This is a genomic window from Clostridium nigeriense, assembly GCF_050585265.1.
GTDB classification, from domain to species: Bacteria; Bacillota; Clostridia; order Clostridiales; family Clostridiaceae; genus Clostridium; species Clostridium nigeriense_B.
In genome coordinates, this window is the sequence record NZ_JBNOOE010000021.1 from 1 (window position 1) to 26,784 (window position 26,784).

The 26,784-nt window shown below is 28.6% G+C and carries 23 protein-coding genes and 1 other annotated feature; of the genes, 3 read left to right on the forward strand and 20 right to left on the reverse strand.

Going from position 1 to position 26,784, the window contains the following annotated elements; translation table 11 throughout:
- Positions 1 to 48 precede the first annotated feature (48 nt).
- Positions 49 to 318 (reverse strand): DUF2207 domain-containing protein, encoded by a 270-nt coding sequence (locus ACQPVP_RS14875; protein ID WP_430851240.1) that lies wholly within the window; start codon positions 316 to 318, stop codon positions 49 to 51.
- An 85-nt stretch (positions 319 to 403) separates the two neighbouring features.
- Positions 404 to 1,285, reverse strand: a complete 882-nt coding sequence (locus ACQPVP_RS14880; protein ID WP_430851242.1) for a LysR family transcriptional regulator — start codon at positions 1,283 to 1,285, stop codon at positions 404 to 406.
- A gap of 118 nt (positions 1,286 to 1,403) precedes the next feature.
- On the opposite strand from ACQPVP_RS14880, the gene ACQPVP_RS14885 reads away from it, so the two are divergent.
- Entirely contained in the window at positions 1,404 to 2,594 is a 1,191-nt protein-coding gene (locus ACQPVP_RS14885; RefSeq protein ID WP_430851244.1) for a coenzyme F420-0:L-glutamate ligase, read from the forward strand.
- Positions 2,595 to 2,784: 190 nt separating this feature from the next.
- Here ACQPVP_RS14885 and ACQPVP_RS14890 read toward each other — a convergent pair whose 3' ends face one another.
- The 4 genes from ACQPVP_RS14890 to ACQPVP_RS14905 all read right to left on the reverse strand — a co-directional run bounded on the left by ACQPVP_RS14890 (position 2,785) and on the right by ACQPVP_RS14905 (position 8,069).
- Positions 2,785 to 3,711: a 2-keto-3-deoxygluconate permease gene (locus ACQPVP_RS14890; RefSeq protein WP_430851246.1), complete on the reverse strand. Its 927-nt coding sequence runs from the start codon at positions 3,709 to 3,711 to the stop codon at positions 2,785 to 2,787.
- A gap of 5 nt (positions 3,712 to 3,716) precedes the next feature.
- Positions 3,717 to 5,171: a glycoside hydrolase family 1 protein gene (locus ACQPVP_RS14895; RefSeq protein WP_430851248.1), complete on the reverse strand. Its 1,455-nt coding sequence runs from the start codon at positions 5,169 to 5,171 to the stop codon at positions 3,717 to 3,719.
- 26 nt (positions 5,172 to 5,197) lie between these two features.
- Positions 5,198 to 7,063 (reverse strand): beta-glucoside-specific PTS transporter subunit IIABC, encoded by a 1,866-nt coding sequence (locus ACQPVP_RS14900; RefSeq protein WP_430851250.1) that lies wholly within the window; start codon positions 7,061 to 7,063, stop codon positions 5,198 to 5,200.
- 175 nt (positions 7,064 to 7,238) lie between these two features.
- Positions 7,239 to 8,069 (reverse strand): PRD domain-containing protein, encoded by an 831-nt coding sequence (locus ACQPVP_RS14905; RefSeq protein ID WP_430851252.1) that lies wholly within the window; start codon positions 8,067 to 8,069, stop codon positions 7,239 to 7,241.
- 403 nt (positions 8,070 to 8,472) lie between these two features.
- On the opposite strand from ACQPVP_RS14905, the gene ACQPVP_RS14910 reads away from it, so the two are divergent.
- On the forward strand, positions 8,473 to 9,816 hold the full coding sequence (locus tag ACQPVP_RS14910) for an MATE family efflux transporter (RefSeq protein ID WP_430851254.1): 1,344 nt from the start codon (positions 8,473 to 8,475) through the stop codon (positions 9,814 to 9,816).
- 144 nt (positions 9,817 to 9,960) lie between these two features.
- On the forward strand, positions 9,961 to 10,428 hold the full coding sequence (locus tag ACQPVP_RS14915; RefSeq protein ID WP_430851256.1) for a hypothetical protein: 468 nt from the start codon (positions 9,961 to 9,963) through the stop codon (positions 10,426 to 10,428).
- Between the two features lie 38 nt (positions 10,429 to 10,466).
- Here the strand turns inward: ACQPVP_RS14915 and ACQPVP_RS14920 are convergent, their stop codons facing one another.
- The 14 genes from ACQPVP_RS14920 to ACQPVP_RS14985 form a co-directional block, all read right to left on the reverse strand.
- Entirely contained in the window at positions 10,467 to 13,025 is a 2,559-nt protein-coding gene (locus ACQPVP_RS14920; RefSeq protein WP_430851258.1) for an ABC transporter permease, read from the reverse strand.
- Positions 13,026 to 13,037: 12 nt separating this feature from the next.
- Entirely contained in the window at positions 13,038 to 13,739 is a 702-nt protein-coding gene (locus ACQPVP_RS14925; RefSeq protein ID WP_430851260.1) for an ABC transporter ATP-binding protein, read from the reverse strand.
- Positions 13,740 to 13,872: 133 nt separating this feature from the next.
- On the reverse strand, positions 13,873 to 14,532 hold the full coding sequence (locus ACQPVP_RS14930; RefSeq protein ID WP_430851262.1) for a nitroreductase family protein: 660 nt from the start codon (positions 14,530 to 14,532) through the stop codon (positions 13,873 to 13,875).
- Positions 14,533 to 14,697: 165 nt separating this feature from the next.
- Positions 14,698 to 16,455, reverse strand: coding sequence for a 1-deoxy-D-xylulose-5-phosphate synthase (locus ACQPVP_RS14935; protein ID WP_430851264.1), 1,758 nt, complete (start codon positions 16,453 to 16,455; stop codon positions 14,698 to 14,700).
- 289 nt (positions 16,456 to 16,744) lie between these two features.
- Positions 16,745 to 18,439 (reverse strand): oleate hydratase, encoded by a 1,695-nt coding sequence (locus ACQPVP_RS14940; protein WP_430851266.1) that lies wholly within the window; start codon positions 18,437 to 18,439, stop codon positions 16,745 to 16,747.
- A 146-nt stretch (positions 18,440 to 18,585) separates the two neighbouring features.
- Positions 18,586 to 19,101, reverse strand: coding sequence for a TetR/AcrR family transcriptional regulator (locus tag ACQPVP_RS14945; protein WP_430851268.1), 516 nt, complete (start codon positions 19,099 to 19,101; stop codon positions 18,586 to 18,588).
- A 203-nt stretch (positions 19,102 to 19,304) separates the two neighbouring features.
- Positions 19,305 to 20,213: a PLP-dependent cysteine synthase family protein gene (locus ACQPVP_RS14950; protein WP_430851270.1), complete on the reverse strand. Its 909-nt coding sequence runs from the start codon at positions 20,211 to 20,213 to the stop codon at positions 19,305 to 19,307.
- Positions 20,197 to 20,649 (reverse strand): S-ribosylhomocysteine lyase, encoded by a 453-nt coding sequence (locus tag ACQPVP_RS14955; protein WP_430851271.1) that lies wholly within the window; start codon positions 20,647 to 20,649, stop codon positions 20,197 to 20,199. Before ACQPVP_RS14955 ends, ACQPVP_RS14950 begins: the two co-directional genes overlap by 17 nt.
- Entirely contained in the window at positions 20,642 to 21,793 is a 1,152-nt protein-coding gene (locus tag ACQPVP_RS14960) for a trans-sulfuration enzyme family protein (RefSeq protein ID WP_430851273.1), read from the reverse strand. The genes ACQPVP_RS14955 and ACQPVP_RS14960 overlap by 8 nt, the downstream gene beginning before the upstream one ends.
- A 19-nt stretch (positions 21,794 to 21,812) precedes the next feature.
- The gene (locus ACQPVP_RS14965) at positions 21,813 to 22,439 is read right to left on the reverse strand and encodes a class I SAM-dependent methyltransferase (RefSeq protein ID WP_430851274.1); all 627 of its coding nucleotides are present in this window, start codon (positions 22,437 to 22,439) and stop codon (positions 21,813 to 21,815) included.
- 134 nt (positions 22,440 to 22,573) lie between these two features.
- Positions 22,574 to 22,831 (reverse strand) — a binding site (T-box leader).
- Between the two features lie 135 nt (positions 22,832 to 22,966).
- Complete coding sequence (locus ACQPVP_RS14970; RefSeq protein ID WP_430851275.1) at positions 22,967 to 23,785, reverse strand: YjjW family glycine radical enzyme activase; 819 nt, start codon at positions 23,783 to 23,785, stop codon at positions 22,967 to 22,969.
- 2 nt (positions 23,786 to 23,787) lie between these two features.
- A complete protein-coding gene (locus tag ACQPVP_RS14975) occupies positions 23,788 to 25,281 on the reverse strand; it encodes a YjjI family glycine radical enzyme (protein ID WP_430851276.1) in 1,494 nt (497 codons plus the stop codon).
- 28 nt (positions 25,282 to 25,309) lie between these two features.
- Complete coding sequence (locus ACQPVP_RS14980) at positions 25,310 to 25,834, reverse strand: 2'-5' RNA ligase family protein (protein WP_430851277.1); 525 nt, start codon at positions 25,832 to 25,834, stop codon at positions 25,310 to 25,312.
- A gap of 59 nt (positions 25,835 to 25,893) precedes the next feature.
- Positions 25,894 to 26,778 carry a hypothetical protein gene (locus ACQPVP_RS14985; RefSeq protein WP_430851278.1) on the reverse strand — a complete coding sequence of 295 codons (885 nt, stop codon included), beginning with the start codon at positions 26,776 to 26,778 and terminating at the stop codon, positions 25,894 to 25,896.
- Positions 26,779 to 26,784: the final 6 nt, after the last annotated feature.

The following is a 26,784-nucleotide window of genomic DNA, read 5'->3' on the forward strand; positions in this document are numbered from 1 at the left end:
TCATTAGCTAGTGGTTCCCACTACCAAGCCCACAACGGACTTTCACCGTCAAGTTGTTGCCCATGCTGGGCACACAATAATTGAAACTCCATTTATTAAATAGGACTCTGCTCCTTCTAAATTTAAATTTCTATAAATTCCATTAAAATCACCATTAAATCTATATTCAATTATTTCATTTACAACTATATCTCCATTATTAAGAATTTCTGCCTCAATATTTAATTTATCAACAAAATATTCTTTGTTATCTGCATATACACTTTTAGGTACTATTAAAATAAATATCATTGTTAAAATTACCCATACTTTTTTCATCCTTTTTCTCACTCCCTTTACTAAATTTATATTCTACTCCGAAAGAAATTATTTTATAAAGTTTCTATATTTATAAAAACTAAGATTAACTTTCCAATAATTCAACAAACTTTGTAGAGGCCAATGAAAGTGGAACACTCTTTAAATGGCAAACACCAATACTCCTGCTTGGAATTTTCTCTAAAATATTAACCTCATACAATAAGCCCTTTTCTAAATAATCTTCTGAGAATTCTTTTACTACACAGGCAATCCCTAGGTTTATCTTTGCAAATTCTAATAATAAATCAAAGGATCCAAGTTCAAACTCTGGAGATATTTTTATCCCTTTTGATAGCATGAATTTCTCTACATACTTTCTTGAATTTGAATTAGGCTCTAGAAATATTAAAGGATATTTTACTATTTCTTCTAATGAAATTTTTTCTTTTGCTAAATCCTTATACTTCTCACCACAAACAAAAATATCTCTAACTTCTCTACAAGGTATTACTTCTAATGAAGGATCATTAATTGGAAGATTACAAATTGAAATATCAATTTCTCCTGATTTAATTAATGAACAAAGCTCTAAAGTAGTTCCATTTATAATTTTAAACTTAAGATTAGGATATTTATTATGGAATATTTCTAAATATGGAAGCAAAAAGTACTTAGATATAGTATCTCCTACTCCAATCTTTAATTCTCCTACAGTTAAATCTTTAAATTCTAATATTTTTTCTTCTCCTACATTTATTAAATTAATTGCTGAATTTACATATTCAAATAAAAGATTTCCTTCAGTAGTTAATGATACCCCTTTTGGTGCTCTATTAAAAAGCCTAATATCTAACTCTCTTTCTAATTGCATTATAGACTGACTAACTGCTGGCTGTGTCATATAAAGTTCCTTTGATGCCTTTGAAAAACTTTTACTTTTTGCTACCTGACAAAATACTCTATATAAATCTAATTTAGTTATCATATAAGCACTCCTTATATCATGTATTGATTCTATTTATTTTACTTATATCATTAATTGGTGTATATTACAAGAGTATGAAATATTTAAAATGAATTTTAAATTGATAGGAGAGATTGTTTTGGAAAGAGTTGTTGGTACAGTTGTTAGAGGTCTTCGTTGCCCAATCATTAAAGAAGGGGATAAAATTGAAGATATCGTTGTAGAAAGCGTACTTAAAGCTTCAGAGTATGAAGGTTTTACTATAAATGATAAAGATATAGTTACTGTAACTGAATCAATAGTTGCACGTGCTCAAGGAAATTATGCTTCTATAGATAATATTGCGACAGATGTTAAAGCTAAGTTTGGTAATGATACTATTGGTGTAATATTCCCAATCTTAAGTCGTAACCGTTTTGCAATTTGCCTTCGTGGTATAGCAAAAGGAGCTAAGAAAATAGTATTAATGTTAAGCTATCCATCTGATGAAGTTGGAAATCACTTAGTTGATTTAGATATGTTAGATGAAAAGGGAGTTAATCCTTGGACAGATGTTTTAACAGAACAAGAATTCCGTAATCTATTTGGATATAATAAACATACTTTCACAGGAGTTGACTACATCGATTACTATAAATCTTTAGTAGAAGAATATGGTGTTGAGTGTGAAGTAATATTCTCAAACAATCCTAAGACTATATTAAATTATACAAAGAGCGTTCTTACTTGTGACATTCATACAAGATTTAGAACTAAGAAAATTCTAAAAGCAAATGGTGGAGAAAAAATTTACAGCCTTGATAATATATTATGTGAATCTATTGATGGAAGCGGATGTAACGAATCCTATGGATTATTAGGTTCAAATAAATCAACAGAAGAAACTGTTAAACTTTTCCCTCGTAACTGTCAACCTGTAGTTGATAATATCCAAGCTATTCTTAAAGAAAAGACAGGAAAAAATGTTGAAGTTATGATTTATGGAGATGGAGCTTTCAAAGATCCAGTGGGTAAGATTTGGGAACTTGCTGATCCAGTTGTTTCACCAGCTTATACAGCAGGTTTAAATGGTACTCCAAATGAAATAAAATTAAAATATCTTGCTGATAATAACTTTGCTGATTTAAAAGGTGAAGAACTTAAGAATGCAATATCAGAATATATTAAAAATAAGGAATCAGATTTAGTTGGAGCTATGGAATCTCAAGGTACTACTCCAAGAAGACTTACTGACCTTATAGGATCATTATCTGACTTAACATCAGGAAGTGGAGATAAGGGAACTCCTATTATCTTTATCCAAGGTTATTTCGATAATTATACAAAGTAATAAATTTAGACTAGTTACAATTAATAAATTAAAATTCTGTTAATTGCCCATATCGAGAAATTAACTAATTATGTATAATTATTATTTTAATATTACTGGAAATTTAAAATTCCAGTAATATTTTTTTATATTTCAATATCATCAACCAAAAAATAACAGATATCTAAGATGAAAGATATCTGTATATTTCTTATTTCTTTACGACATATTTAATTATTATTGGTGTTATTATACTTGTTATTATTGATGCTAATGCTATCTGAGACATTGCAACATCCATAAAAGGAGTATACACATTACTAATTTCAGCGGCTAATGATGGTACTGAAATAGATAATCCTGCTACAGATGACATTGCAATAGCTGCATAACCAGGTCTCTTTATAACTTTTCTATCTATTAATACTAGCGGTAAAAGACTTGTTAAATAGAATATTACTGTAAGAATTATTCCTGATATTCCTGCTTTTAAGGCTACTATAAAGTTTATACTACTCCCAAAGCATATTCCCATAAAAGGTAAAAGTATTACTGTAGCTGGTGCATATAACTTCTTAAAATCACTATCTAAATTTCCTAATACCATTCCTAATAAAAATGGAAAAAGGTTAGCCATTATTATTTTTAAATCTATTCCTTGTCCACTTGCCGAACTTAAAATCATTAGTGGAACTGCAGGCACCACTATTAGATTTAAAAATCCAAAAGCTGCACCATCTATTTCATCTCCATAGTCATTAACTAAAGCTAAATATAATCCAGGGTTACAGCTTGCAATTGTAGCGATAATAGCAACTGCTGATATTCCAAATACTCCTTCTATTCCAAATAATTTTATTACTAATAATCCACTAATATATGATATTAATAACTTTCCAACACATAATATACCTGCTCTTTTAATAACATCAACTGTCTTTTTTAAATTGAATTGTGTTCCAGAGGCAAATAACATTAGTCCAACTAAAACCATAGTGCTTTTATTAGTAAAAAGTGCTGTTGTTGGGTTCCCTATTTGAAAAATTTCAGGAAAAAAAGTATTTATTATTACAGAAAGTATCATAGGGACTATAAGAAGTCCCCCTGGTACTTTCTTAATACTATTTAGTATTTTCATGAATATTAAAGTTCTTCTCCATTAGAATCTATAACCTTCTTATACCAATAGAATGAATCTTTCTTGTAACGTTTCATTGTTCCATTACCATAGTCATCTTGATCTACATATATAAAACCATAACGTTTTGACATTTCTGATGTTCCTGATGAAATCATGTCAATTGGTCCCCACATTGTATAACCAATAACTTCTACTCCATCTTCAATAGCAAGCTTTAATTGTTCAATATGTTTACGTAAAAAGTCAACTCTATATGGGTCATGTACTTTATTATCTTCTGTTAATGTATCAAAAAACCCTGAACTATTTTCAAGTATAAATACAGGTAATCCAAATCTATCATATACATGATTTAATGTATATCTTAATCCTATTGGATCTATTTGCCATCCCCATTCATTTGCATCAAGATGTGGATTTTTATAAACACTATGAACATTACCTGCAGTAAGCTCTAATTGATCTCCATCATTACTAGATATCATAGAATTATAGTATGACATTCCTACAAAGTCAGCTGTATGCTCCTTAATAACTTCTAAGTCTCCATCTTTTATATCTAAATTAATATTATGTTCTTCAAAATATGTCTTTGAATAATAAGGGTACTTACCACCATTTAGAATATCTAAATAGAATAGGTTTTTCATTTGGTCATCTTTTTGCATTGCTAAAGCATCTGCAGGCTTACATGTATAAGGGTAAGTAGTAAAGTATGCTACCATGCTACCTATCTTATTTTCTTTATCTATTTCATGAGCAAGCTTTGTAGCCTTTGCAGCCGCAACAAATTGATGATGAAGAGCTTGGAATAACATTTCTTCATAGTTTTCTTGCCCTTCATCTATTACACCCATAGTTTTAGGGCCTGCTTTAATACTCATATTTATTTCATTAAATGTTACCCAATACTTTACTTTTCCTTTATATCTATTGAATATTACTTCACAATATCTTAGATATAAATCGATTAATTCTCTGTTATACCATCCACCAAACTTCTCAACTAGAACTATTGGAAAATCAAAGTGTGATATTGTTATTAGTGGTTCCATACCATTTTTTAAGCATTCATCAATAATGCTATCATAGAATTTTAACCCTAATTCATTTGGTTCTCTATCATCTCCATTTGGGAATAAACGTGCCCAAGAAATTGAATATCTAAATACCTTAAATCCCATTTCTTTAAATAAAGCCATATCTTCCTTATATGTATGATAGAAATCTATTCCTCTTCTCTTTGGATACTTTATTGTATCTGGATCATTTTTAGCTTCTTCTATCATTTCTCTTGTAATTTTAAGTTGCTTAGTTACTTTTCTATCGTTTTTAGGATTAAATGGCATTACTTCAGGAATAGTAAGTGTCTTACCATCTACATTGTAGGCACCTTCAGCTTGACAAGCTGATAAGGCACCTCCCCATAAAAAGTTCTTTGGAAATCCTTTATTCATATAAATCTACCTCTTTCGCTATTTATTTATACTAAGTTTAATAAATCATCATTATTTGTTACTTCACCATTTTTTACAGCTATAACATCATTAAATTTATCTGAATTTGTAATTATAAATGGCGTTATAACATCATATCCTTCTTTTTTAATTCCATCTATATCAAATTCGACCAATAAATCTCCTTTCTTAATTTTTTGTCCATTAGTTACATGAGCCTTAAAATATTTACCTTCTAAGTTTACAGTATCTAATCCAATGTGAATTAATACTTCTACACCATCATTAGATTTTAAACCAATAGCATGATTTGTATTAAAAATGGCTTCAACTACTCCATCAAATGGAGCTATTACCTTACCTACCTTGGGTTCAATTGCAATTCCTTTTCCCATTAATCCATCAGAAAATACAGTATCATTAACTTCTGCTAAATCTTTAACTATTCCTTCTACTGGGCTTTTTACCATAATACTTTCACAAGAAATCAAGTTTTCTTTTTCATCTTCTTTTTTCTCTTCTTTCTTATCTTCACCCATTACAGAATCATCAACTCCAGCAATAAGAGTAAATACACATCCTAAAACAAAAGCTGCTACTACACCAATTATTATATAAATATATTTATTTGCACTAAATGTTGTAAGAGATAAAATTCCTGGAATAGCAATAGCATTTGCCTTTGCATTAACCATACCATAAAATCCACTTACTAAACCTGCTGCTAGACACCCAGCAAAGAAAGGTTTCTTATATCTTAAAGTAACTCCATAAATAGCTGGCTCTGTAATTCCAAATACAGCTGTTAATGAACTTGATCCTGCTGCTGCCTTCATAGTTTTATTTCTAGTCTTTAAGAATACAGCAAAAGCTGCACCACCTTGTGCAATATTAGCAGCTAAAGCACTTGCTGTTAATACAGTAAATCCTGTATCTGCAACTTGTTGAACTTGCATTGGCATTATTGAATAATGCATACCAAACATGACAAGTATAGGTCTAAAGAATCCTAATAAAGCTCCTGCAACTATTCCACTTTTTGCAAATAATATATCTAATCCTTCTGCAATCCATGTACCTACATATGAACCAAATGGTCCTATTGCAATCAATTGAACTGGAACCATAATTAATAAAGTAATCATTGGGACAATTAATACCTTAAGCATATCTGGAACTATCTTTTCAACAAATCTATAAACATAACTTAATAGCCATACTGATAATATTATTGGAATTACTGTAGAAGTATATTTAACTAATAAAATAGGTAATCCTAAAAAACTTATCCTATCAACACCAGTTTGAGCTATTTTACTCGCTGCATCTAAAATTGTCGGATGAAGTAAACATCCTGCTAAAGCAACTGCTAAATATTCATTAGTTTTGAATTTTCTTGCTGCACTAACAGCCAAGAAGAATGGCATAAAGTAAAATACACAATCAGCTATCATATTAAATATTGTAATAAAGCCCATTGATGGATCTACCATTCCTGTTGTAGTCATTAATGATGATAAACACTTCATCATCCCACATCCAACAAGTGCAGGAAGTATAGGAGTAAATATTCCTGCTATGGTTTCTATAAATGCATTAAAAGGATTCTTCTTAACCTTTGGTATATCTTCTCCATCATTGCTTGAGAAATTACCAAGTTGTATAAATTCCTCATATACTTTATTAACCTTAGCTCCAATTACAACTTGTAATTGACCACCACTATGCTGTGCTTTTAAAACACCTTCTAAAGTATCTATTGCCTTTAAATTTACTTCTGCTTCTGATTTAACAACAAGTCTTAATCTTGTAGCACAATGAGTAACAAGATTGATATTTTTTTCTCCACCACTTAATTCAAGAATCTTTTGAGCTAATTCTTTATTATTCATCTAAATCTCCACCTTTTTGTTTTATGATACATATATTTAAAACTTTTAAATCTAGCTAGCATTTGATTTATAAGTTGTAAAATTAAAATAAAAATGACCAAATATTAACGTAATTATACCTATAATAAATAATTACATTAATATTTGGTCATGCCTGATCGAATCAGTAACAGTCCTAATTTCTTTCTTTTCTTATTCTTTGGATATGAAGCATTAAATATAATTTTTCATCATTTGTACACTTCCATCCATAATTTCTATTTAAATGTTTCTCTATTATTTCAACACACTCTAACTCTTCAGTTAGCTTATCCTTCATAAGAGTAAACATATCATTATTATCATTATCTAATGGTTTATTATTTACTTGTCTTATAATAAAATATTTTATATGAGTTACAAATCTAGTAAACTCAAAGGAATCTTCATTAAACTCTATTTTAAACTTATATTTTATTAAATTAAGAATTTCTCCCATAATAGTTGTTATCTTAGTTGTTTCAGTCATATCATGTTTACCAATTTGAGCATTTATAAAATGTAGTGCTATAAAAGTTGCTTCATTTTTATCTAATTTAACTCCAAGTTCCTTTTCAATAATATCTATGGAATGAAATCCTATCTTATACTCCTTTGAATAAAGATGTTTTATTTCCCATTGAAGAGGACTTCTCATTTCTATACCTTCTTTACTTCTTTGAATAGCAAAATTAATATGGTCAGATAAGGTTAATAAAATATCTGCATTAAACTCCATATTCAGTTCTTTATAGCCACTTCGTATAACTTTTTCAGTTACTTTTATAACTTCATTAGGGATAGATTCTAAAATTTCAGAAGCTTTTGTATTTTGAGGAATTACATACTTTTTCTCTATTAAAGATAGGTCCTCTAAAATATATGGCATTTTACGGAATCCTAATCCCTTTCCAGTAACTATAATTTCTTCTCCTTTATCATTTAAAGCTAATACAACATTGTTATTTAACTTTTTTAATATCTTCATCTTTAGTATCTCCCCCCATTTATTTTAAAAACAAAAAATGACCAAACATTAATATAATTATACATAAATAATCACATTAATTTTTGGTCATGCCTGATCGAATCAGTAACAGTCCTTACATGAATACGATAACAGAACATTTCATGCTTGTCAATATTTTTTTAAATTATTTTTCTCTAAACTCCTTACCAAAATAATATTATTTACATGATTATACTCAACTAAAGAAACGTTAAAAATGTAATAATAGGTAAAATTCAGTAGAAATCCCAACTTATTTCTTTAGGATAACCTCTCTTCTCGTTCAATGGAAGTATACAAACTTTGATAATATTTTTCCTAGGTATATAATTAAAATATTAATAAAAATATACTACGGAAGGATACTATTGAAGGTGAAAAAATGAAATTTATCCGAAAAGATGTTATTAATCTAACCTTGCCAATATTAGCTGAACAATTATTTGTAATATCCATGGGAATGGTAAATACTATGATGGCAGGTCATATAGGGAAAGAGGCAGTTTCTGCAATTGGTATGGTTGATTCCATAAACAATATAGTAATTGCTTTTTTTTCTGCTCTTGCAGTGGGTGGAATGGTAGTAGTTGCTCAATTTATAGGGCAATCTAATATAAAAAAAGCAAATTCAGCTATGAAGCAAGCTCTTTACTCATCTATACTTATATCAGTACTTATTACTTTGTTAATGTTTATTTTTAAAAGATTTATACTCTCTTTTCTTTTTGGTGCTGCTGAAGCTGACGTTATAAGTTCAGCAAATATATATTTATCTATAACCCTATTAACTTATCCTTTAATTACAATGGATCTTATTTGTAATGGAATTTTAAGAGGAGCAGGAGATACTAAAACACCTATGAAGATAACAATATTTATGAATGTTATGAACGTTATTTTTACTTTTACATTTATAAATATTTTAAAACTTGGGATAGTAGGTGCAGCTTTAGGAATAGCTTTAGCTAGAACTATCGGTGCTTTTATTGTTCTATTTGTCCTATTAAAGGGTTCAAGTATCTTAAAATTAACAAACCTTAGGAAATTTAAATTTGATTTAACTCTATTAAAACCAATTTTTTCAATTGGAGTACCTGCAAGCATAGAATCCCTATTATTTAATGGTGGAAAATTAATAACTCAAGTATTTATTGTTGATATGGGTACAATATCTATAGCTTCTAATTCTATAACTAGTTCTATTGGTAGTATGCTTAATATACCTGGAAATGCTCTATGCATAGCTGCTACAGCTTTAGTAGGACAACATATGGGTAAGGGTGAAACCGAAGAAGCAAGTGATACTTTAGCTTATATAACAAAATTATCTACCATTTCACTAATTGTTATGGCGTTAGTATTCCTACCTTTTTCAGGCTTGGCTCCTAGATTATATACAAGCGATACTAATATAATTAATTTAAGCAGAAATGTATGTATATTATATGCAATATTTATTCCTATATGGTCTATATCCTTTGTTCTTCCTGCTGGATTAAAAGGAGCAGGTGATGCAAAATACACAATGGTTACATCTTTAATAGGTATGTGGCTATTTAGAATTACCCTTGGTTACTTTTTAGGAATAAACCTAAAATTAGGCCTTGTTGGCGTTTGGAGCGGAATGTTTGTTGACTGGGCTGTGAGAGGAGTTTTATACCTTATAAGATTTAAAAAGGGTACTTGGAAAGAAAAACAAGTAATAGCACGAGTTGCTTCTAGCTAACTAAAATTTCTTTTCAATTTTCATATATTAAATAACATAAATTATACTATCTATATAATAAAAAGACTTATATTTTTATAATCTAGTACCTTTTAATTATAAGTTTAATATAATAAACATAATCACTTGTTTTAAGGTAATAAAATGAATTTTAATGGATGGGGTAATTTTGAGGATTTATTAAAGGCTTGCGGTTATACTAATTCTTCTGATGACAAAGCTAACTCTGGATGTAATGATATACCAAATGGATTTCAATCTCTTCCACCAGAACTTTTTGCAATAATAGGTGAAATACTCGGCAATATAATAGCTGGAAATATTCCTTTTAATGTACAAAATGTAATTGGAAACTGGCTCGAATTAGTTGGCCAAGTTATTTTAGTATTTAATTCTCAGCAACAGTATTTTGAATCAGGTCCAGGTAGATATTATAATCCTAGTAATTATAACGTTGATAATACATTTTGTAGCACTAACTCTACAAGTACTACTTCCAAATCTTCTAACTCCAAAAGTAATGACATAGATAAAATAAAAGATTTAGAAAAACAAGTACAAGAGTTAACTAGTGAAATAAATAAAATTAAAATATTATTACAAAAAGAATAGCTAGTAACTATTTTATATAAGTTACTAGCTATTCTTTTTTACTCTACAGATTTTAATGCATCTATCATATTAATATTCTTTAATTTTATATGCATCATTATCATTACTAAAAATGCAAACAATAAAGTCATAAGACCTGATATTATGTAGCTACTCATATACACATCTGGTATCATCATCATTGTATCTGTTTCGGCAGTATTAAGTATAAATTTATAAAGAATTTTTCCCATAAAGGAACCTATAAATATACCTACTAGTGTTAGTATTATATTTTCTCTAAAGACATACATTGTAACTTCATTATCAAAAAATCCTAAGACTTTTATAGTTGATAGTTCCCTAATACGTTCAGATACATTAATGTTAATTAAATTGTATAAAACTACAAATGCTAAACAACCTGAAGCTATTATTATAACTAACATTACTAAACCTAAGCTAGAATTGTTACTTGAGCTTCTAATCTTAGACATCATTGTAATGTTCATTACTTTATCTGACTCCATAATAGTAGTTTGTATATATTCTTCATTTACATCAGATTTTAAATTTAATAACTGTGCATTATATGTGATATCCTTATTGAATATCTCTTTATAATACTCAGGTGACATATATATATAATGTGACACGTAATTTTCTGCTATATCATCAATCCTAACTTCATAGGAATTTTCATCTGAATCCCTTAATGTTACAAAATCACCAACAGATGCATTTAAAAGTTTTGCTAATTTTTCACTTATGATCACCCCATTATTTGATAACTTGTACTCTATCTCAGTTTTCCTATCGCTTAATGATACATATTCATTTAATTTATCTACATCTTTAGGAACATACATCATAACACTTTGCTTATTCATTCCCTCTTTACTAAATGTTATTGTCTCTTGATGTATATCTAGACTTGATTCATATTCATCTAATGAAGTTAAAGTATTATTATAATTTTCATCTTCCTCTTCACTTGAATCATCATTAAATACTACTATAGCATCATATTTCATTAATTTATTAAATTGCTTTTCTATCATAGCATTATTAGACTTATTTAAAGAAAATCCTGTTACAAGCATTGCCATACATCCAGCTATCCCCAATATAGTCATTATCATACGTTGTTTATACCTAAAAAGATTTCTAAATGTTACCTTCTGATTAAAATTAAATCTTTTCCATAAAGGAGTTATTCTTTCAAGCAATATCTTTTTACCTATCTTTGGTGCTTTTACCCTCATAAGGTTTGAAGGATTCTCTTTTAGTTCTTCGCTTAACACAAATAAAGATGCTCCTACTGTACAAAGTATTGATATTAAAATTGATTCAACTATATAAGAAGTATAATAATGTATTTCTACTTTTGGTAAATTAAACATATCTCCATAAGCCTTGTTCACTATATATGGAAGCCCATTACTTCCTACTAATATACCAAGTACGCTACCTACTATACTTGCTAAGGCTGCATATATAACAAACTTCTTAGAAATTTCTAAGTCACTGTATCCTAAAGCCTTTAGTGTACCTATTTCTGTTCTATTTTCTTCTACCATTCTAGTCATTGTTGTTAAGCAAATTAAAACTGCAACTAGGAAGAAAAATACAGGAAATACTGCAGCTATATTATCTAAACTTTGTATTGAATCTCCATATGTTGAATACCCAGGATTATCATCTCTATCAAAGAAATAATACTTACTATTATCTAAATCATTTAATTTAGATTGTTGCTCTTCTACTTCTTTTCCTACATCTAATAAATTTTGATTTTCATATTCTATTTCTGTATATAACTCATTAAATTTCTGTTGAAATTCTGATTTTACTTCTTCTATTCTTTCTATTGATCTATTAGCAAATAAATCATTAAGACATTTAATATTTCTCTCCATCTTATCTTTATAATCATCACTATATGCATCAATATTTTCTACATTTTTAAATCTTATATAAATTTCAGTATATGCATCCATTGATATATCCGAGCTATTTAGTACTGCAAAATAATCAATACTACCAGTTCCTACAGTTGTACTACCTCTAGATTCTTTATCTATATACATGGGACTTTTTAAAAAACCAACTATTTTATAAGTTTTACTATTAAAATATCCCATAGTATCTTTATCAGATTCTATTGTATACTCATCTCCTATATTTAATCCTTCATCTAAAGCTTTTTCATCTAATGCTATTTCTCCAGAAGTTTCAGGAAGACTTCCATCTACTATTGTAAATTTATTTATATAATTAGTTTCTTCAGGATTATACTCCATAAATTTAACAACACTATTCATATTGGTTAAATTCACATCTAAACTATGGGTTGGATAATAATCTAAAATATTTTCATCATTCTTTAGTAGTTCTAAATCATTATCAGTTAGCCCTAAATCTGATACGATTTTACTATCCATAAGATTAGACTCTCTATAAAAATTACTTATAGAAGCTTCTAAATCTGGTCCACTTGATTTAATCCCTGAATAAAATGCCACTCCTAAAAATATTATTGCTAGTATTGAAATAAATCTTGCCTTTGATGATAAAATTTCTCTTATTATTGATTTACTATGTGCTCTAATTCGCATTTATTTTCACTCCTACCATTCTATATCATCAACTGGTACTGGATTTTTATTTACTTCAATGCTTCTAACCTTTGCGTCATTAATCTTAATTACTCTATTTGCAATTGGGGCAATAGCAGAATTATGAGTTATAATTATAACAGTTGTCCCTGTATTCTTACAGGTATCTTGCAATGTTTTTAAAATTTGTTTTCCTGTTTTGTAATCAAGAGCTCCAGTTGGCTCATCACAAAGTAAAAGCTTTGGATTCTTAGCTATAGCTCTTGCAATAGCAACCCTTTGTTGCTCACCTCCTGATAGCTGTGATGGAAAATTATTTTTTCTATGACTAAGACCTACAGCATCAAGAGTATCATCCACATCTAAGGCATTTTTTGAAATTTGAGAGGCAAGTTCTACATTTTCTCTAGCCGTCAAATTTTGCACTAAATTATAAAATTGAAACACAAACCCAACATCGTTTCTTCTATAATTTGTTAGCTTTTTATTATTAAACTTAGCTATATCTACATTATCTATTATTATCTTACCTTCATCACAAGTATCCATTCCTCCAAGTATATTAAGAACTGTAGATTTACCAGCACCACTAGGACCTAATATTATAACTAATTCTCCTTTTTCTACTGAAAAAGTTATTCCATTATTAGCAACAACAACGCTATCTCCCATTTTATATCTTTTATATACATCCATTATTTCTATATATGGCATACTACCCCTCCCTTTATTCTATTAAATTTGTCATCAATACTAAATGTTCTAATTAGACACTATGTATGATTAATACTAAAATAGGAATAGTAGTTAATTTTGTATAAAAACAAAACTAACTACTATCTTTTTATTAATCTATAAAACGCATTATATCATCAACGTCTTTTCTTTGCGTTGCTTTTGAGTGTTCCTCTTCATAACCATAAACAATAAGTGCTGCTACTGTTTCTTCATCTGGTAAACCTATGATTTTAGCTATTGACTCCTCATCAATAATTCCCATAATACATGTTCCTACACCTTTGGCATGAGCTGCTAAGCAGAAGGTTTGGCATGCAATACCAGCATCAAACACTTCCCAAGCATTAGCTTTTGAAGTTGCATAATTATCTTCATCTATTTTACCACTTTTGCCCTTAACAAAACTTAATACTGCAACGCCTTTTGCATTTTTTAAAGTCTTAATATTATAAACAAATCCATTAACACCTTCAGTTGCAAGCTGCTTAATAATATCTTCATTATCAATTAATGTATATCTTGCTATCTGTAAATTCTTCCATGATGGAGCCCATCTGCTAATTGAAATAATCTCCTTCATAGTTTCTCTGTCTACTTTTTCATTTTTAAATTTACGAACACTTCTTCTCTCTTCTATCATTTTTATTGCATCCATTTTAGATACCTTCTTTCTATTTTCAGATATTAAGTTCTGTAAAAGTTTCATAGGACATAATTCATGTTTATTTGTTGTATATTTAAAGTTAAAAGTACAATTATTCCCCTGCACCATTTATCCCCTCAATTATACCTTATCCACCTTTGAATCTTCAAGGCATATTTTTATAACTGATCTAAAGAGTAAAATAAGGATATTACTTATAGTTAGAAACTATTTGTAATATCCCTATAAATTTATATGTTATTCATATACTTATATAATATTTCTTTAAATCTATCTTAAAAGATTTTTTATATCTTCAACTATTAATTCATCTGTTAAATGATAACGCATATATAATTCATTTATATTAGCTTTATCAGTAAATTCCTTAGTAGCTCCAAAGTTTAATACTTTCATATCTTTATCTCCATAGAATCTTGATATCTTTTCTCCAAATCCTCCATCAAGTATTCCATCCTCTAAAGTTATTACTAGCTTGTGATTTTCTAATAAATCATTTAGCATATTTTCATCTATTCCAGTTATAAATCTTGGATTTATTAATGTTGCATTTATATTTAATTCTTCTTTCAATTTAATTTGTACTTTTTCACCTAATTGATAGAAGGCTCCAAGTCCTATTATAGCTACTTCTTCACCTTCATTTGTTTTTTTATAAGTATTTAAATTAGAAAAGTCTGCTTCTACTTTTTCTCCAGTTGACACTACACCATTGCTTGGCACTCTTACTACAACAGGGTGCTCATCTTGCTCTATTCCCCACTCCATCATAGCTAGATACTCTTCCTTATTTGTAGGTGCAAGGTATACTATATTAGGAATATTAGATATTAAAGGTATATCAAATATTCCTAGATGAGTTATATCTGATCCACTTATACCATTTCCATGAATAAGTATTAAAGCTGGATTATCATTTATAGCTAAGTCTTGTGATAATTGGTCATAAGTTCTTTGAATAAATGAACTATAAAAAGATGCTACTGGCTTACAACCTTGTGATGCCATCCCTGAAGCTAAAGCTATTGCATGTTCTTCAGCTATACCTACATCAACAAATTGATCTTTAAATTTATATCTAAATTCATTTAATCCTACTCCCATTGGTGTAGCTGCTGTTATACCAACTATTTTTTTATCTTTGCTAGCTTTTTCACATAAAAAGTTGTCAGTTATTTTTGAGTAGCTTTCACCAGAGAAATTAGATAGAGGTTTTTTAGTTTTTAAATCAAATGGCATAACCCAGTGGAAAGCTTCTTTATTTACTTCAGCATCTTCATAACCCTTACCTTTTATAGTATGCATATGTATAACTACTGGATGATCTATATCCTTAACCTTTGTAAATACATCTATTAAAGACTCTAAATCGTGGCCTTTTACATAATGATATTCAAATCCAAATGATTTGAAGAAGTTATCTTCTGATTTACCTTCAGTTTCACGAAGCTTTGCTAGGTTTTGATATATACCCCCATAGTTTTCAGCTATAGACATATCATTATCATTTACAAGTATTATTATATTTTTTCCTGAAGCTGATGCATTATTAAGACCTTCTAAAGCTTCTCCACCACTTAATGATCCATCACCTATTACAGCTATTATATTTTCACTATCTCCTTTTACATCTCTTGCCTTAGCAAGACCACAAGCTAAGCTTATTGAAGTAGATGTATGACCTATTCTAAAAAAGTCATGTTTACTTTCTAATTGAGAAGTATATCCTGTTATACTATTAAATTTATCTGGATCTAAAAAACCATGCTTTCTACCTGTTAAAATTTTATGTGGATATGATTGGTGAGAAACATCATATACAATTTTATCTACTGGTGAATTAAATACATAGTGTAGTGCAATTGTTGCTTCAACCATTCCTAAATTTGGTCCAAAATGTCCTCCAGTTTGACTAACTTTATTTATTATTACTTCTCTTATTTCACTAGCCAGCTCTTTTAAGTCACTTATATTAAGCTCTTTTAAATCCTTTGGCGAGTATACTTTATTTAAAATATTTAATTTCATATGTATTCCTCCTTGAATATGTAAGTTTAATTTTATTTTAAAATTATATCCATGTAAATTAGTATATCTCTTAGAGTTAACTCTAAGTCAATACTTTTTTTCATTTTTATATACTCTACTATTCAAAATAAATTAGTTGATAAATCTCTTCATTATAGGTGCCAATTCTAATACTTATATAAATATAAAAATATCCTAGTAAAGTAAATTGAACTGCTCCCTGTCAAGTAGACAGAGAGCAGTTCATTAATATCTTTACTAGGATAACTTTAATTTCTATTTCATAATATTATAAAAGCTTCAATATCTCTGTATTTTTCAAAATATCCTTTATTGTAATATCCTTTATTGGTAATTTATCTACTCCAAGACATGTTTTAGCTGCACTAACTAATACACGAATGTCATATTGACTAGGGAATACTGGATCAACTACTTTATTAAGCTTCATCAATCCATATACAGCCATCATTGCACTTCTAATAGAATATTCTACAGTGAATACACAATCATTAGGTACTTCCGAATATTGTCCTATAAATCCAAAGTTTTCACTTCCCTCAGGAATAACATCAGGTCTATCCCCTTTAACACGAGGCATAAATTGAGAAGTTATATAGGGCATCATACTTGGAATTACATTAATTGTATGTTTAAGAATTTCCGGAATTCTGTCCTTTAATCCCATATGATATAAAAGTTCCTCAAACATTTCACGTCCTGTACATTCAGATATTGATTTATCTATATAATCACCCTTAGAATCAAGATTTAATGCATATGCCCATAATACTTTAACATTATCCGGTTGATTGATAAAGTGAGGATGTTTTGGAACAACCCAACTCATAAACCATTTTGAATCCTTTATAGTTACAAGGCCACCCATTCCAGGCTTATCTCCAGTTAAATTATATAAATAAGGGAACACTATATCATCATCTTTTAATGTAATTGTAAATGATAACCACTTAGTTTTATCTATATCACTACAAAATACTTCTGGTCTTCCGAAATGTTCTGATTTCTTTGCAATCTTTTGCCATACACTAAAACATCCCTTATCATCTGAAGTATTAATAACTGCTGGATGATCTAAATCACCTCTTGTAGTATTTTCAGTCATTGATCCATTAGTAAATAAAACTAAATCATCTTTATTTATATCTATTTTTTCATAACTATCATCTTTTACATAATGAATTGATTTTGCTACTTTTTGATTATTTGAAAAATCAAAATCTATATCTGTTACTTTATATCCAGTATCAAAACATACATTATTATCCTTTAACCATGTTATTAGTGGAAGAATTAATGAATCATATTGATTGTATTCAGTATGCAAAATCCCTTTAAGTCTATTCATTCCACCTATTAAATGCATGAATCTTTCCATATAACGTTTTACTTCTACAACACTATGCCACTTTTCAAATGCAAACATTGATGCCCAGAAGAACCAAAAGTTTGTTTCAAAAAATGATTGTGAAAAATATTCTTCAATTGTTGTTGCTCCAAGAGCCTCTTCTGTTAACATATGAAGTTTAGCAAGTTCCATGGCATTTTCTTTTGATAGGCCTAAACTAGAAAAATCAGCTTTTTCTCCTTGATTATGAACTAAACGACAATGTGACTCAATCGGTTCTTCAAGATTTAAATCTCTAAACTCATCTAAAACACTTCTCTTTTTATCATTTAATGATGGTATAAAGCTAAATAGCTCCATGAAGCATTCAAAATGTTCTTCTATTTCTCTTCCACCTCTTGCAGTATATCCTTTAATTGCATTACCAGCTCCATCCATTGAACCTCCATAAACCTTAGATTCTTCTAAAATATGAATATTTTCACCTGGCATATGAGCATCTCTAATTAAAAAAGCTGCTGCTGATAGTGAAGCTATTCCGCCCCCTATTAAATAAGCCTTTCTTTCATTAATATTCTTAGGTATAGATGGATTGATTTTTTGATAATTTCCCATAATTAAGCACCTCTTTTTTAATTCTTTATATTAATAGCTTATTCCTCTAATAAATCTTCTTCAATAAACACAAAAAGGAAATTGAGAAAATATTTCACACTATTATTAAGGTGTGTAATATTTTCTTAATTTCCTTTAATATATTATTATTTTTTACTTTTATCATTTCTAATCATCACATAAGAAAGAGTGCCTGTCATTATTCTTTCTATCCTATCTAAAATACATTTTGAGTCTTCCTTCAATCCATTTCTAAGCCATAATATAAATTCCCCTACTATAGCTAGTGTATAAAATCTTATTGTTTCATTTTTTATATTCTCATCAATATCCATATCTTTAGTAATATCTATCGTTACTCCTTGTAATGCACTATAAAAAATATTATATAAAAACTTCTCTAAGTGATCACGTCCCAAAGAATTAAATGTATTAATGCATATTATTTTATTATCTATAGTATACTGAAGAACTCTATTTATAGCTATCTTCCATCCATCTGAATTATAGTATTGTTCCAACTCCTCTATTACCTCATGTTCATAAATCCACTCAAGTAATTCATAAATATCATTGAAGTGATTATAAAATGTACGTCTTGCAACTCCACATTCATTTGTAACTTCCTTAACTGTAATTTTGTTTATAGAATGCTTCTTCATTAGATTCTTTAATGCATTAGCTAAAGCAATCTCTGTTATTTGTGAATTAGATATATTTTTCTCCTTTTATTACCAAATTATAAATATCTTAAATTAAATTTACTTTTTATAATAATAACATGTAAATATGGATTCTCCAAACTCCATCTTCGCTCTAAAAACCAATTTAATTCTTTTATCTGCAAGCTTGCTTAATTACTTAGTTAGTAGATATTTTTACTAAAATATCTATCTCCTCTATCTGGTAAAATTGTAATTATATTGCCTTCTTCTAATTTATTCGATAATTTCAAAGCAGCAGACAGAGCTGCTCCAGATGAACTTCCTACAATAAGGCCTTCCTTTAGTGCAATTAATTTTACCATATCATAGGCTTCTTTATCTGAAACCTTTATAACATCATCTACTAATTTCATATCCATTGTACTTGGAATAAAATTATTTCCTATTCCTTCAATATCATAACATCCTTCAATACCTCCACCCATGGTAGAACCTTCTGGATCTGCTAATATAGCTTTTATATTTTTATTTTTTTCCTTTAAATATTTGGCTACTCCAGTGAATGTTCCTCCACTTCCAGCACCTGAAACGAAATAATCTATATTTCCATCCATAGCTTCGTATATTTCTGGACCAGTTTTTTCATAATGGGAAAGAGGATTTGCCTTATTTTCAAATTGCCTTAAGCTTATTGAATTTTCTATAGTCTTAAGTAATTGCTCTGCTTTTTTAACAGCACCAAGCATTCCCTCTTCTCTTGGAGTATTTATAATTTTAGCTCCTAGAGCTCTCATTAATGTTTGCTTTTCTATAGAAAACTTAGTTGGAACTACAAATATTATATTATAGCCTTTATTTATTGCTGCAATAGCTATTCCAAGACCAGTATTTCCAGCTGTTGCTTCAATTATTGTATACCCATGATTTAATTTTCCTTCTTTTTCTGCCGCTTCAATCATGTAAACTCCTATTCTATCTTTGACACTTCCACCAGGATTATTACTTTCAAGCTTTGCAAAAATATTTACCCCTTCTTTAATATTTAAATTATTCAATTTAATTATTGGTGTATTCCCTATTAATTCTTGAATATTATTTAAATATTTCACTACTAAATCCCTTCTTTATTGCTTTATTAGCATATTCATGTGCAAGTTCTATAGAATGATCTCTGTAGTTACCACATTGAAGCTCATTGGCTGCTGGAACTTCTTCTGTGTCTAATACTTTTTTCAAGCTATATTCTAATGCTTCTATTACATCTTTAACTTCAACTTCTCCCCAAGCAGTTAAATAAAAACCTGTTCTACATCCCATTGGTGAAATATCTATTATAGTCTCTATTTTTTCTCGCATAAACCCTGCAAGTAAATGTTCTAAACTATGAATTGCATCTGTTGGCATTACTTCTTTGTTAGGTTGCATAAATCTTAAATCAAATTTAGATATTCTATCTCCATTAACACCTTTTTGAGTACCACATTTTCTAACATAAGGTGCCTTAACCTTTGTGTGGTCTAGTGAAAAACTTTCTACTTTAATCATTTTCTTTACTCTCCTCTAATGCATTTTTTATATCCTCTATTAAATCTTCAATATTTTCTATACCTATTGATAATCTTATTAAATTATCAACTATTCCAACCTTTTCTCTTATCTCAGAAGGTATTGAAGCATGAGTCATTGAAGCTGGATGACAAGCTAGTGACTCAACTCCGCCTAGACTTTCACCAAAAGTTATTATTTCAAGATTATTAAAAAACTTTTTATAATCATATCCTTTTTTTATTACAAATGATATTATTCCACCATAACCTTTAGCTTGTTTATTTTGAATTTCATATCCTGGATGATCTTCAAAACCTGGATAATATACCTTTTCTATTTCTTTTCTATTTCTTAAAAATTCAGCAATTACTTTTGTATTTTCATTATGTCTATCCATTCTAATCGCTAGTGTCTTAATACCTTTTATTAGCATAAATGAATCAAAAGGAGATAAAACTCCACCTGTTGAGTTTTGAATAAAATGAAGTCTTTCTGCTAAATCTTCACTATTAACAACAACAACTCCTGAAACTGTATCACTATGTCCACCAAGATATTTTGTAGCACTATGAATAACTATATCAGCACCAAGCTTAATTGGTTTTTGAAGATATGGAGTCATAAAAGTGTTATCAACTATAGTGTATATACCTTTTGCTTTAGCTATATTTGAAACTTCTTCAATATCAGTTATATCCATTAGTGGATTTGTTGGACTTTCTATAAATATAGCCCTTACAGCCTCATCCATACTATTTTTTACTTCTTCCAAATTAGAAGTATCAACTATTTTATATTCAATTCCAAAATGGTTGAAAACCTTATCTAAAACTCTAAAGGTTCCACCATATACATTGTTTGAAATAACTATTTTATCTCCACATTTAAAAAGAGAAAGAACAGCAGTAGTAGCTGCCATTCCAGAAGCAAATCCAAAACCTGCATATCCCTCTTCTAAATCTGAAACAAGTTTTTCTAAAGCCTCTCTTGTTGGATTTCCTGTTCTTGAATATTCATATCCCTTATTTACACCAAACTTTGGTTGCTTATATGTGGAAGTTTGATATATGGGTATATTTACTGCTCCTGTTTTCTCATCTCCATCTATTCCACCATGAATTAATAATGACTCTATTTTCATCTTCTAACTATTCCTCCTACTATTTTTTAATTCCTCTAGCTATAAAAATTCCTGTTTCAGTATATTCACCCTTACTTGAATATCCTTTGCAGCTTAAATCCGTATTTTCTATTTGAATATTATTAAAACCAGCTTCTTCTAGCCAGTTTTTTATTTGCTCATTGGAAAATCCAAGCCATTCATCAAACATTTCCACTCTTGCCCACTCACCATCATGCTCCATAACATCTGATATAACTACTACACCATCTTTTTTTAGGACTCTATACATTTCTGAAATAGCCTTTTTTGCATCCTTTATATGATGAAGTGCCATATTTATAAAAACAATATCTACAGACTCATCAAAAAGTGATAAATTATCAAGTGATGATTTAATTAAATATAAATTTTTATAATTTTTATCTGATGCATTAGCCCTTAACTGCTTAAGCATATTACTTGAATTATCTACAGAAAATACTATATTGGCTTCATCTGATAATGCTAAAGAAACAAAACCTGTCCCACATCCTAAATCAGCCACAACTTTTCCCTTTATATTAGCTATAGATAAAAGTTTATATTTTAATCTCTCCTCAAAATATTCACTACGAATAACATTCCACTTTTCAGCTATAGAATCAAAGTATTGTACAGAATTCATAATAAACCTCCTTCGTTTTTATTAATAATATTTTATAAATTTTTGTAAAATCATTTGAACTTACTTACTGTAATATCAGTTAAGTAACACTTAAAAATATTTATCTACTAACAAAAAAACTTCTGCCTCTAAACCTTAGAGGCAGAAGTAATCTTCCGCGATTCCACTCTAATTATCTTTTATATAATATGACAATTATATAAAAAGACATCTTATCTTTTGGTACATATATACCTCAACGCTGTAACGGGCATTCCCGCTGAAGTCTACTATTAGTTCGATTCAGAGCTCAGAGATGCACTTCAATTAATATCTACTTAAAATCTCTTACACCCAAGGAGATTTCTCTCTGGAAACTTTTATTAATCTACTCTTCTCGTCCTAGCCGTTATTTCCTATCGGATTACTTTTATATTTATACCAACATTATATAAAATAATTGTAAAAGTTGTGCTTAAAAAATTATTTATTTTTATGTTAATTTTATAAGAAATAATTAGCTAGTTTCTGTGACTAAATGCAGCTTATTAGTTTTTTATATCTTTTCCTTTAGCATATTCAATATAGATTTTCATTTCATCTTCACTATAACCCATTTCACCATGCAGCTCTAATCCTTCTTTTCTAACCCCATATTTTCTATAGGCATTTAACTTGTATTTGCATCTACCATTAATAATTTCAGCTACTGACCTAATAGTTTTTTCATTATTTATATTTGGAGCTACTACAGTTCTTACCTCATATATTTTATCTTTATCTAAAAGGTAGTCTAAATTTTTTAAAACAGATTTATTACTTAACCCAGTAAGCTTTATATGTTCAGCTTCATCTATAGACTTAACATCTAACATAAACTTATCAGTTAAATATACTAATTCTTCATACTTGCTTAAATCTAAAATTCCATTAGTATCTACAAAGCAAGTTAGATTAAGCTCTTCTTTTACTCTTTTAAATAACTTCACTAAAAAATCTGAATTAAGAGTACACTCTCCACCACTTACAGTTATACCTTGAATAAATGGACTAATTTTCTTTATTTTTTCAAACAACTCATCTACTGAATAATCTTTAGTCTTAGGTGTAGATAAATTATTACAAACTTTAATACATCTATCACACTGTACACATTTATCCTCATTCCATTCAACCTTATTATTCTTAAGCTCTAAAGCATTAACTGGGCAAGTATCTACACATCTTCCGCAGCTAATACACTTATTAATAGTTTCAGGATTATGGCAATATGTACATTTTAGATTACATCCTTGGAAAAATATAGCCGCTCTATTCCCTGGTCCATCTATACAAGAAAATGGAATAATTTTATTTACTAGTGCCATTATTATCCTCTAAGCCTTCTATCAAAAGCTTTTGCTCCATTTTTAGCATTCATTCCAAATACTGTTGCATTATTCTTAACTGCATTTCCTTTTTCAAGTTGCTCAACTTCAGATTTTTTTACTAAATACCCTGTAACACGAACTACATCACAATCACTACAATAAGCTGATATGTATCTTATTCCTGAATTAAATGCTCCATCTATAATATTCACTATAGCATCTAAGTTATTTTTATAAGTTTCCTCAAAAACAAATATATCACCTATTCCATTAAAGAAATATTTATGATATGGAGCTGATTGTATTATATGTTCAAATATCTCTGGCTCCTCACCTACTGGTATTCTGCAACCTGGAGATATTCCTGTATCTGTATCTATACCTACTTGAGCATGTAATAAATGATGTCCTTCAAAGCACTCTACATATTCTGATTTATATGAAGATACTATATCATTAAGCTTTTCTATTATTTTTTCGCCTAAATCATTAGCTATTTTTGAATGCCCAAATCTATCTTTTTGTTCTGTTGCATTTAACAAGTGATTTACTGCCTCTGCTAAACCTACTACCCCAAACATTCCTGTAAATAATTCTTTTTTTATAAATCCCTCTAATACAAGAAAGTTACTTCTAAAAAATGCTGATTCTTCTACTAAAAATCTTATTCTTTCATCTATATAAGCTAACATTTTATTTGCTGCAAATGGTAATTTATTATCTATAAAATCTTCAACCGATTCTGAAGTTTTAGCTAATCTACTTAAAACAAGTCTTACAAGAGTGTATCCACCCCCACCAATTATAAATCCATTATAACAACTTGCTAAAGCATAATCTTCAGTTTTAAAGTCTTGTACATCCATTTTATGATTTGCAAAGCTTGGCTTAGCTGTAACTAAGGCTGTACTTGCACATAACTCTATAAAATCTTTTGATGTTATATCTTTATCATATTTTACAGTTAAGTTTGGCATTGCACATTCTAACTCTTTCATTGCTTTAAGTATAATTCTTCCTGCCTTTGTATCCTTAGGACCTATGTTAGCATGTACAAATGAATCTGTAAGTGATCTATCTATATGCTTTAAATATAATTTAATAGCTTTATAAGCTTCTTCTTCATCCTTTATAAACGGTTCTAAAAGTGTATCTATATTTCCTAAATACACTGGAAATGAAGTTATTGATGGTATATGTTTGTAAAATATTAATAAATTATTAGTTGCTTCCCATATATCTGTTGGTATATCAAGATCTAAGAACTTGCATCCTTCTTTCATCAATTTTTCATAATTAGGTATTACATATCTTGGTCTATAAGGAGCATTTCCCTCAAACATTGTACATATTATTTCTGCATCAATAAGTTTCTTTGTATCGTCGTCTATTCTTAATACATCTAAACCACTTTCTGCTTGACCTGCTAATTGTAATATTTGTTGATGATAAGTTAGTGTTTCATTTTTTATAATGTTTAATGCTTGTTCCATTTTATTTCTCCTCACATTTTATATTATTTTAACCTAAGTTCCATACTACTATATCTTCAAGAGGATTGGTTCTAGATAATGTGATTTTAATTATACTACCACTAAAAATAGTAAAATTATTATCTAACTCTTGAAGTCCTAATATTAACTCTTCCTTAGTCAACTTTTTTGCAATGGTTATATGTGGTACCCATTGAAATGGTAAATAATATTTGCTAATATCTATATTTTTTACTAATGAGATACCCTCATATATACAAACTGATAGATTATGTAAGTATTCATTTAAAACTGGTGATAAAAATATAACAGATGATTTGAATATTCCTATTGATGCTAATGTTATAATACCTTTATTAGTATCATTAATTATTTTATCTAATATTTCTATAACCCTATGTTCTTCATTGGTTTGAAATGATGCAATAGTTATATGTGGTGGAACATTATTATCAGTCATGAAATTATTTCCACTTATTTCAGCTACTTTATTTATAAATCCCTGTATTTTTCTTTGTGATTTATCGTCAAAATATAAAGATACTAAATACATTCTTCCTCCACTAAGTTTATATCTATCACTTTTATTATAACTTTCTCATTAAAGTACTTTTATTTATTTCTTATAACATATAATAACTTATCTATATATATATTATCCATTTGTACATACTCTGAACCTTTTTCACTAGAATTCTTTTTAGCTCCACTATTCATAATATATTGATCTATATCAACATACTCTTGCCATGTATCATTATCATACCTTTCTGAAGGGTTAGTCATAGATGGATGAGCCAATTTTATTGTTTTACCATTTTTAAATTTAATATTATAAAAAAATTCTCCCTTATTTCTTCCTCTATCAACAAAACCAGTATCTACATACTCTACATCACTAAAGTTATATTTATTGCCCTTTAAGTTATAAAAGCTATAATCATAAATTCCATCTTCTTTAACTACAACTACACTAGTTAATATTATATATATAAGTGGAATTATTATTAATATATCAACCTTTGCCCATCTGAACAACCCCTTGTTAATAGAAAAATTTTTTTCTTTCCTTGAAAGTAACATACTAACCCTAGTTCCAACTATTATAAGTATTACAAACATTAAATATGAATATGGATATTTTGTAAGATAGATTAAATATTCTCCTTTTATAAATAGTTTTTCTTGTATAAATGCAATTCCAATATAAAATGCTAGAAATCCTATTACCATTACTGCTATTAATAAAATGTAAAATATAAAGGATATTATATGGCTTAACAAATCTAAAGCTATATTACATTTTTTGTTATAATCCTTTAAATAATTTTTGAGATTATATACTAATAAAGCAACTCCAAGAATAACACAAACTATGTTTAATACTATGTTCTTATAATTTTTATCATATATGTTTATGAATAACCAAAGTATAGGACCTAATGCTATAAGTATAGATGAAAATAATCCATACTTAATATTTTTTCCATTTCTCATTTATAT

Excerpts from the sequence above, each read along its gene's own strand:
- ACQPVP_RS14875 (WP_430851240.1), bottom strand. The coding sequence starts at position 318 with ATGAAAAAAGTATGGGTAATTTTAACAATGATATTTATTTTAATAGTA.
- ACQPVP_RS14880 (WP_430851242.1), bottom strand. The coding sequence starts at position 1,285 with ATGATAACTAAATTAGATTTATATAGAGTATTTTGTCAGGTAGCAAAA.
- ACQPVP_RS14890 (WP_430851246.1), bottom strand. The coding sequence starts at position 3,711 with ATGAAAATACTAAATAGTATTAAGAAAGTACCAGGGGGACTTCTTATA.
- ACQPVP_RS14895 (WP_430851248.1), bottom strand. The coding sequence starts at position 5,171 with ATGAATAAAGGATTTCCAAAGAACTTTTTATGGGGAGGTGCCTTATCA.
- ACQPVP_RS14900 (WP_430851250.1), bottom strand. The coding sequence starts at position 7,063 with ATGAATAATAAAGAATTAGCTCAAAAGATTCTTGAATTAAGTGGTGGA.
- ACQPVP_RS14905 (WP_430851252.1), bottom strand. The coding sequence starts at position 8,069 with ATGAAGATATTAAAAAAGTTAAATAACAATGTTGTATTAGCTTTAAAT.
- ACQPVP_RS14910 (WP_430851254.1), top strand. The coding sequence starts at position 8,473 with ATGAAATTTATCCGAAAAGATGTTATTAATCTAACCTTGCCAATATTA.
- ACQPVP_RS14915 (WP_430851256.1), top strand. The coding sequence starts at position 9,961 with ATGAATTTTAATGGATGGGGTAATTTTGAGGATTTATTAAAGGCTTGC.
- ACQPVP_RS14920 (WP_430851258.1), bottom strand. The coding sequence starts at position 13,025 with ATGCGAATTAGAGCACATAGTAAATCAATAATAAGAGAAATTTTATCA.
- ACQPVP_RS14925 (WP_430851260.1), bottom strand. The coding sequence starts at position 13,739 with ATGCCATATATAGAAATAATGGATGTATATAAAAGATATAAAATGGGA.
- ACQPVP_RS14935 (WP_430851264.1), bottom strand. The coding sequence starts at position 16,455 with ATGAAATTAAATATTTTAAATAAAGTATACTCGCCAAAGGATTTAAAA.
- ACQPVP_RS14940 (WP_430851266.1), bottom strand. The coding sequence starts at position 18,439 with ATGGGAAATTATCAAAAAATCAATCCATCTATACCTAAGAATATTAAT.
- ACQPVP_RS14945 (WP_430851268.1), bottom strand. The coding sequence starts at position 19,101 with ATGAAGAAGCATTCTATAAACAAAATTACAGTTAAGGAAGTTACAAAT.
- ACQPVP_RS14955 (WP_430851271.1), bottom strand. The coding sequence starts at position 20,649 with ATGATTAAAGTAGAAAGTTTTTCACTAGACCACACAAAGGTTAAGGCA.
- ACQPVP_RS14960 (WP_430851273.1), bottom strand. The coding sequence starts at position 21,793 with ATGAAAATAGAGTCATTATTAATTCATGGTGGAATAGATGGAGATGAG.
- ACQPVP_RS14965 (WP_430851274.1), bottom strand. The coding sequence starts at position 22,439 with ATGAATTCTGTACAATACTTTGATTCTATAGCTGAAAAGTGGAATGTT.
- ACQPVP_RS14970 (WP_430851275.1), bottom strand. The coding sequence starts at position 23,785 with ATGGCACTAGTAAATAAAATTATTCCATTTTCTTGTATAGATGGACCA.
- ACQPVP_RS14975 (WP_430851276.1), bottom strand. The coding sequence starts at position 25,281 with ATGGAACAAGCATTAAACATTATAAAAAATGAAACACTAACTTATCAT.
- ACQPVP_RS14980 (WP_430851277.1), bottom strand. The coding sequence starts at position 25,834 with ATGTATTTAGTATCTTTATATTTTGACGATAAATCACAAAGAAAAATA.
- ACQPVP_RS14985 (WP_430851278.1), bottom strand. The coding sequence starts at position 26,778 with ATGAGAAATGGAAAAAATATTAAGTATGGATTATTTTCATCTATACTT.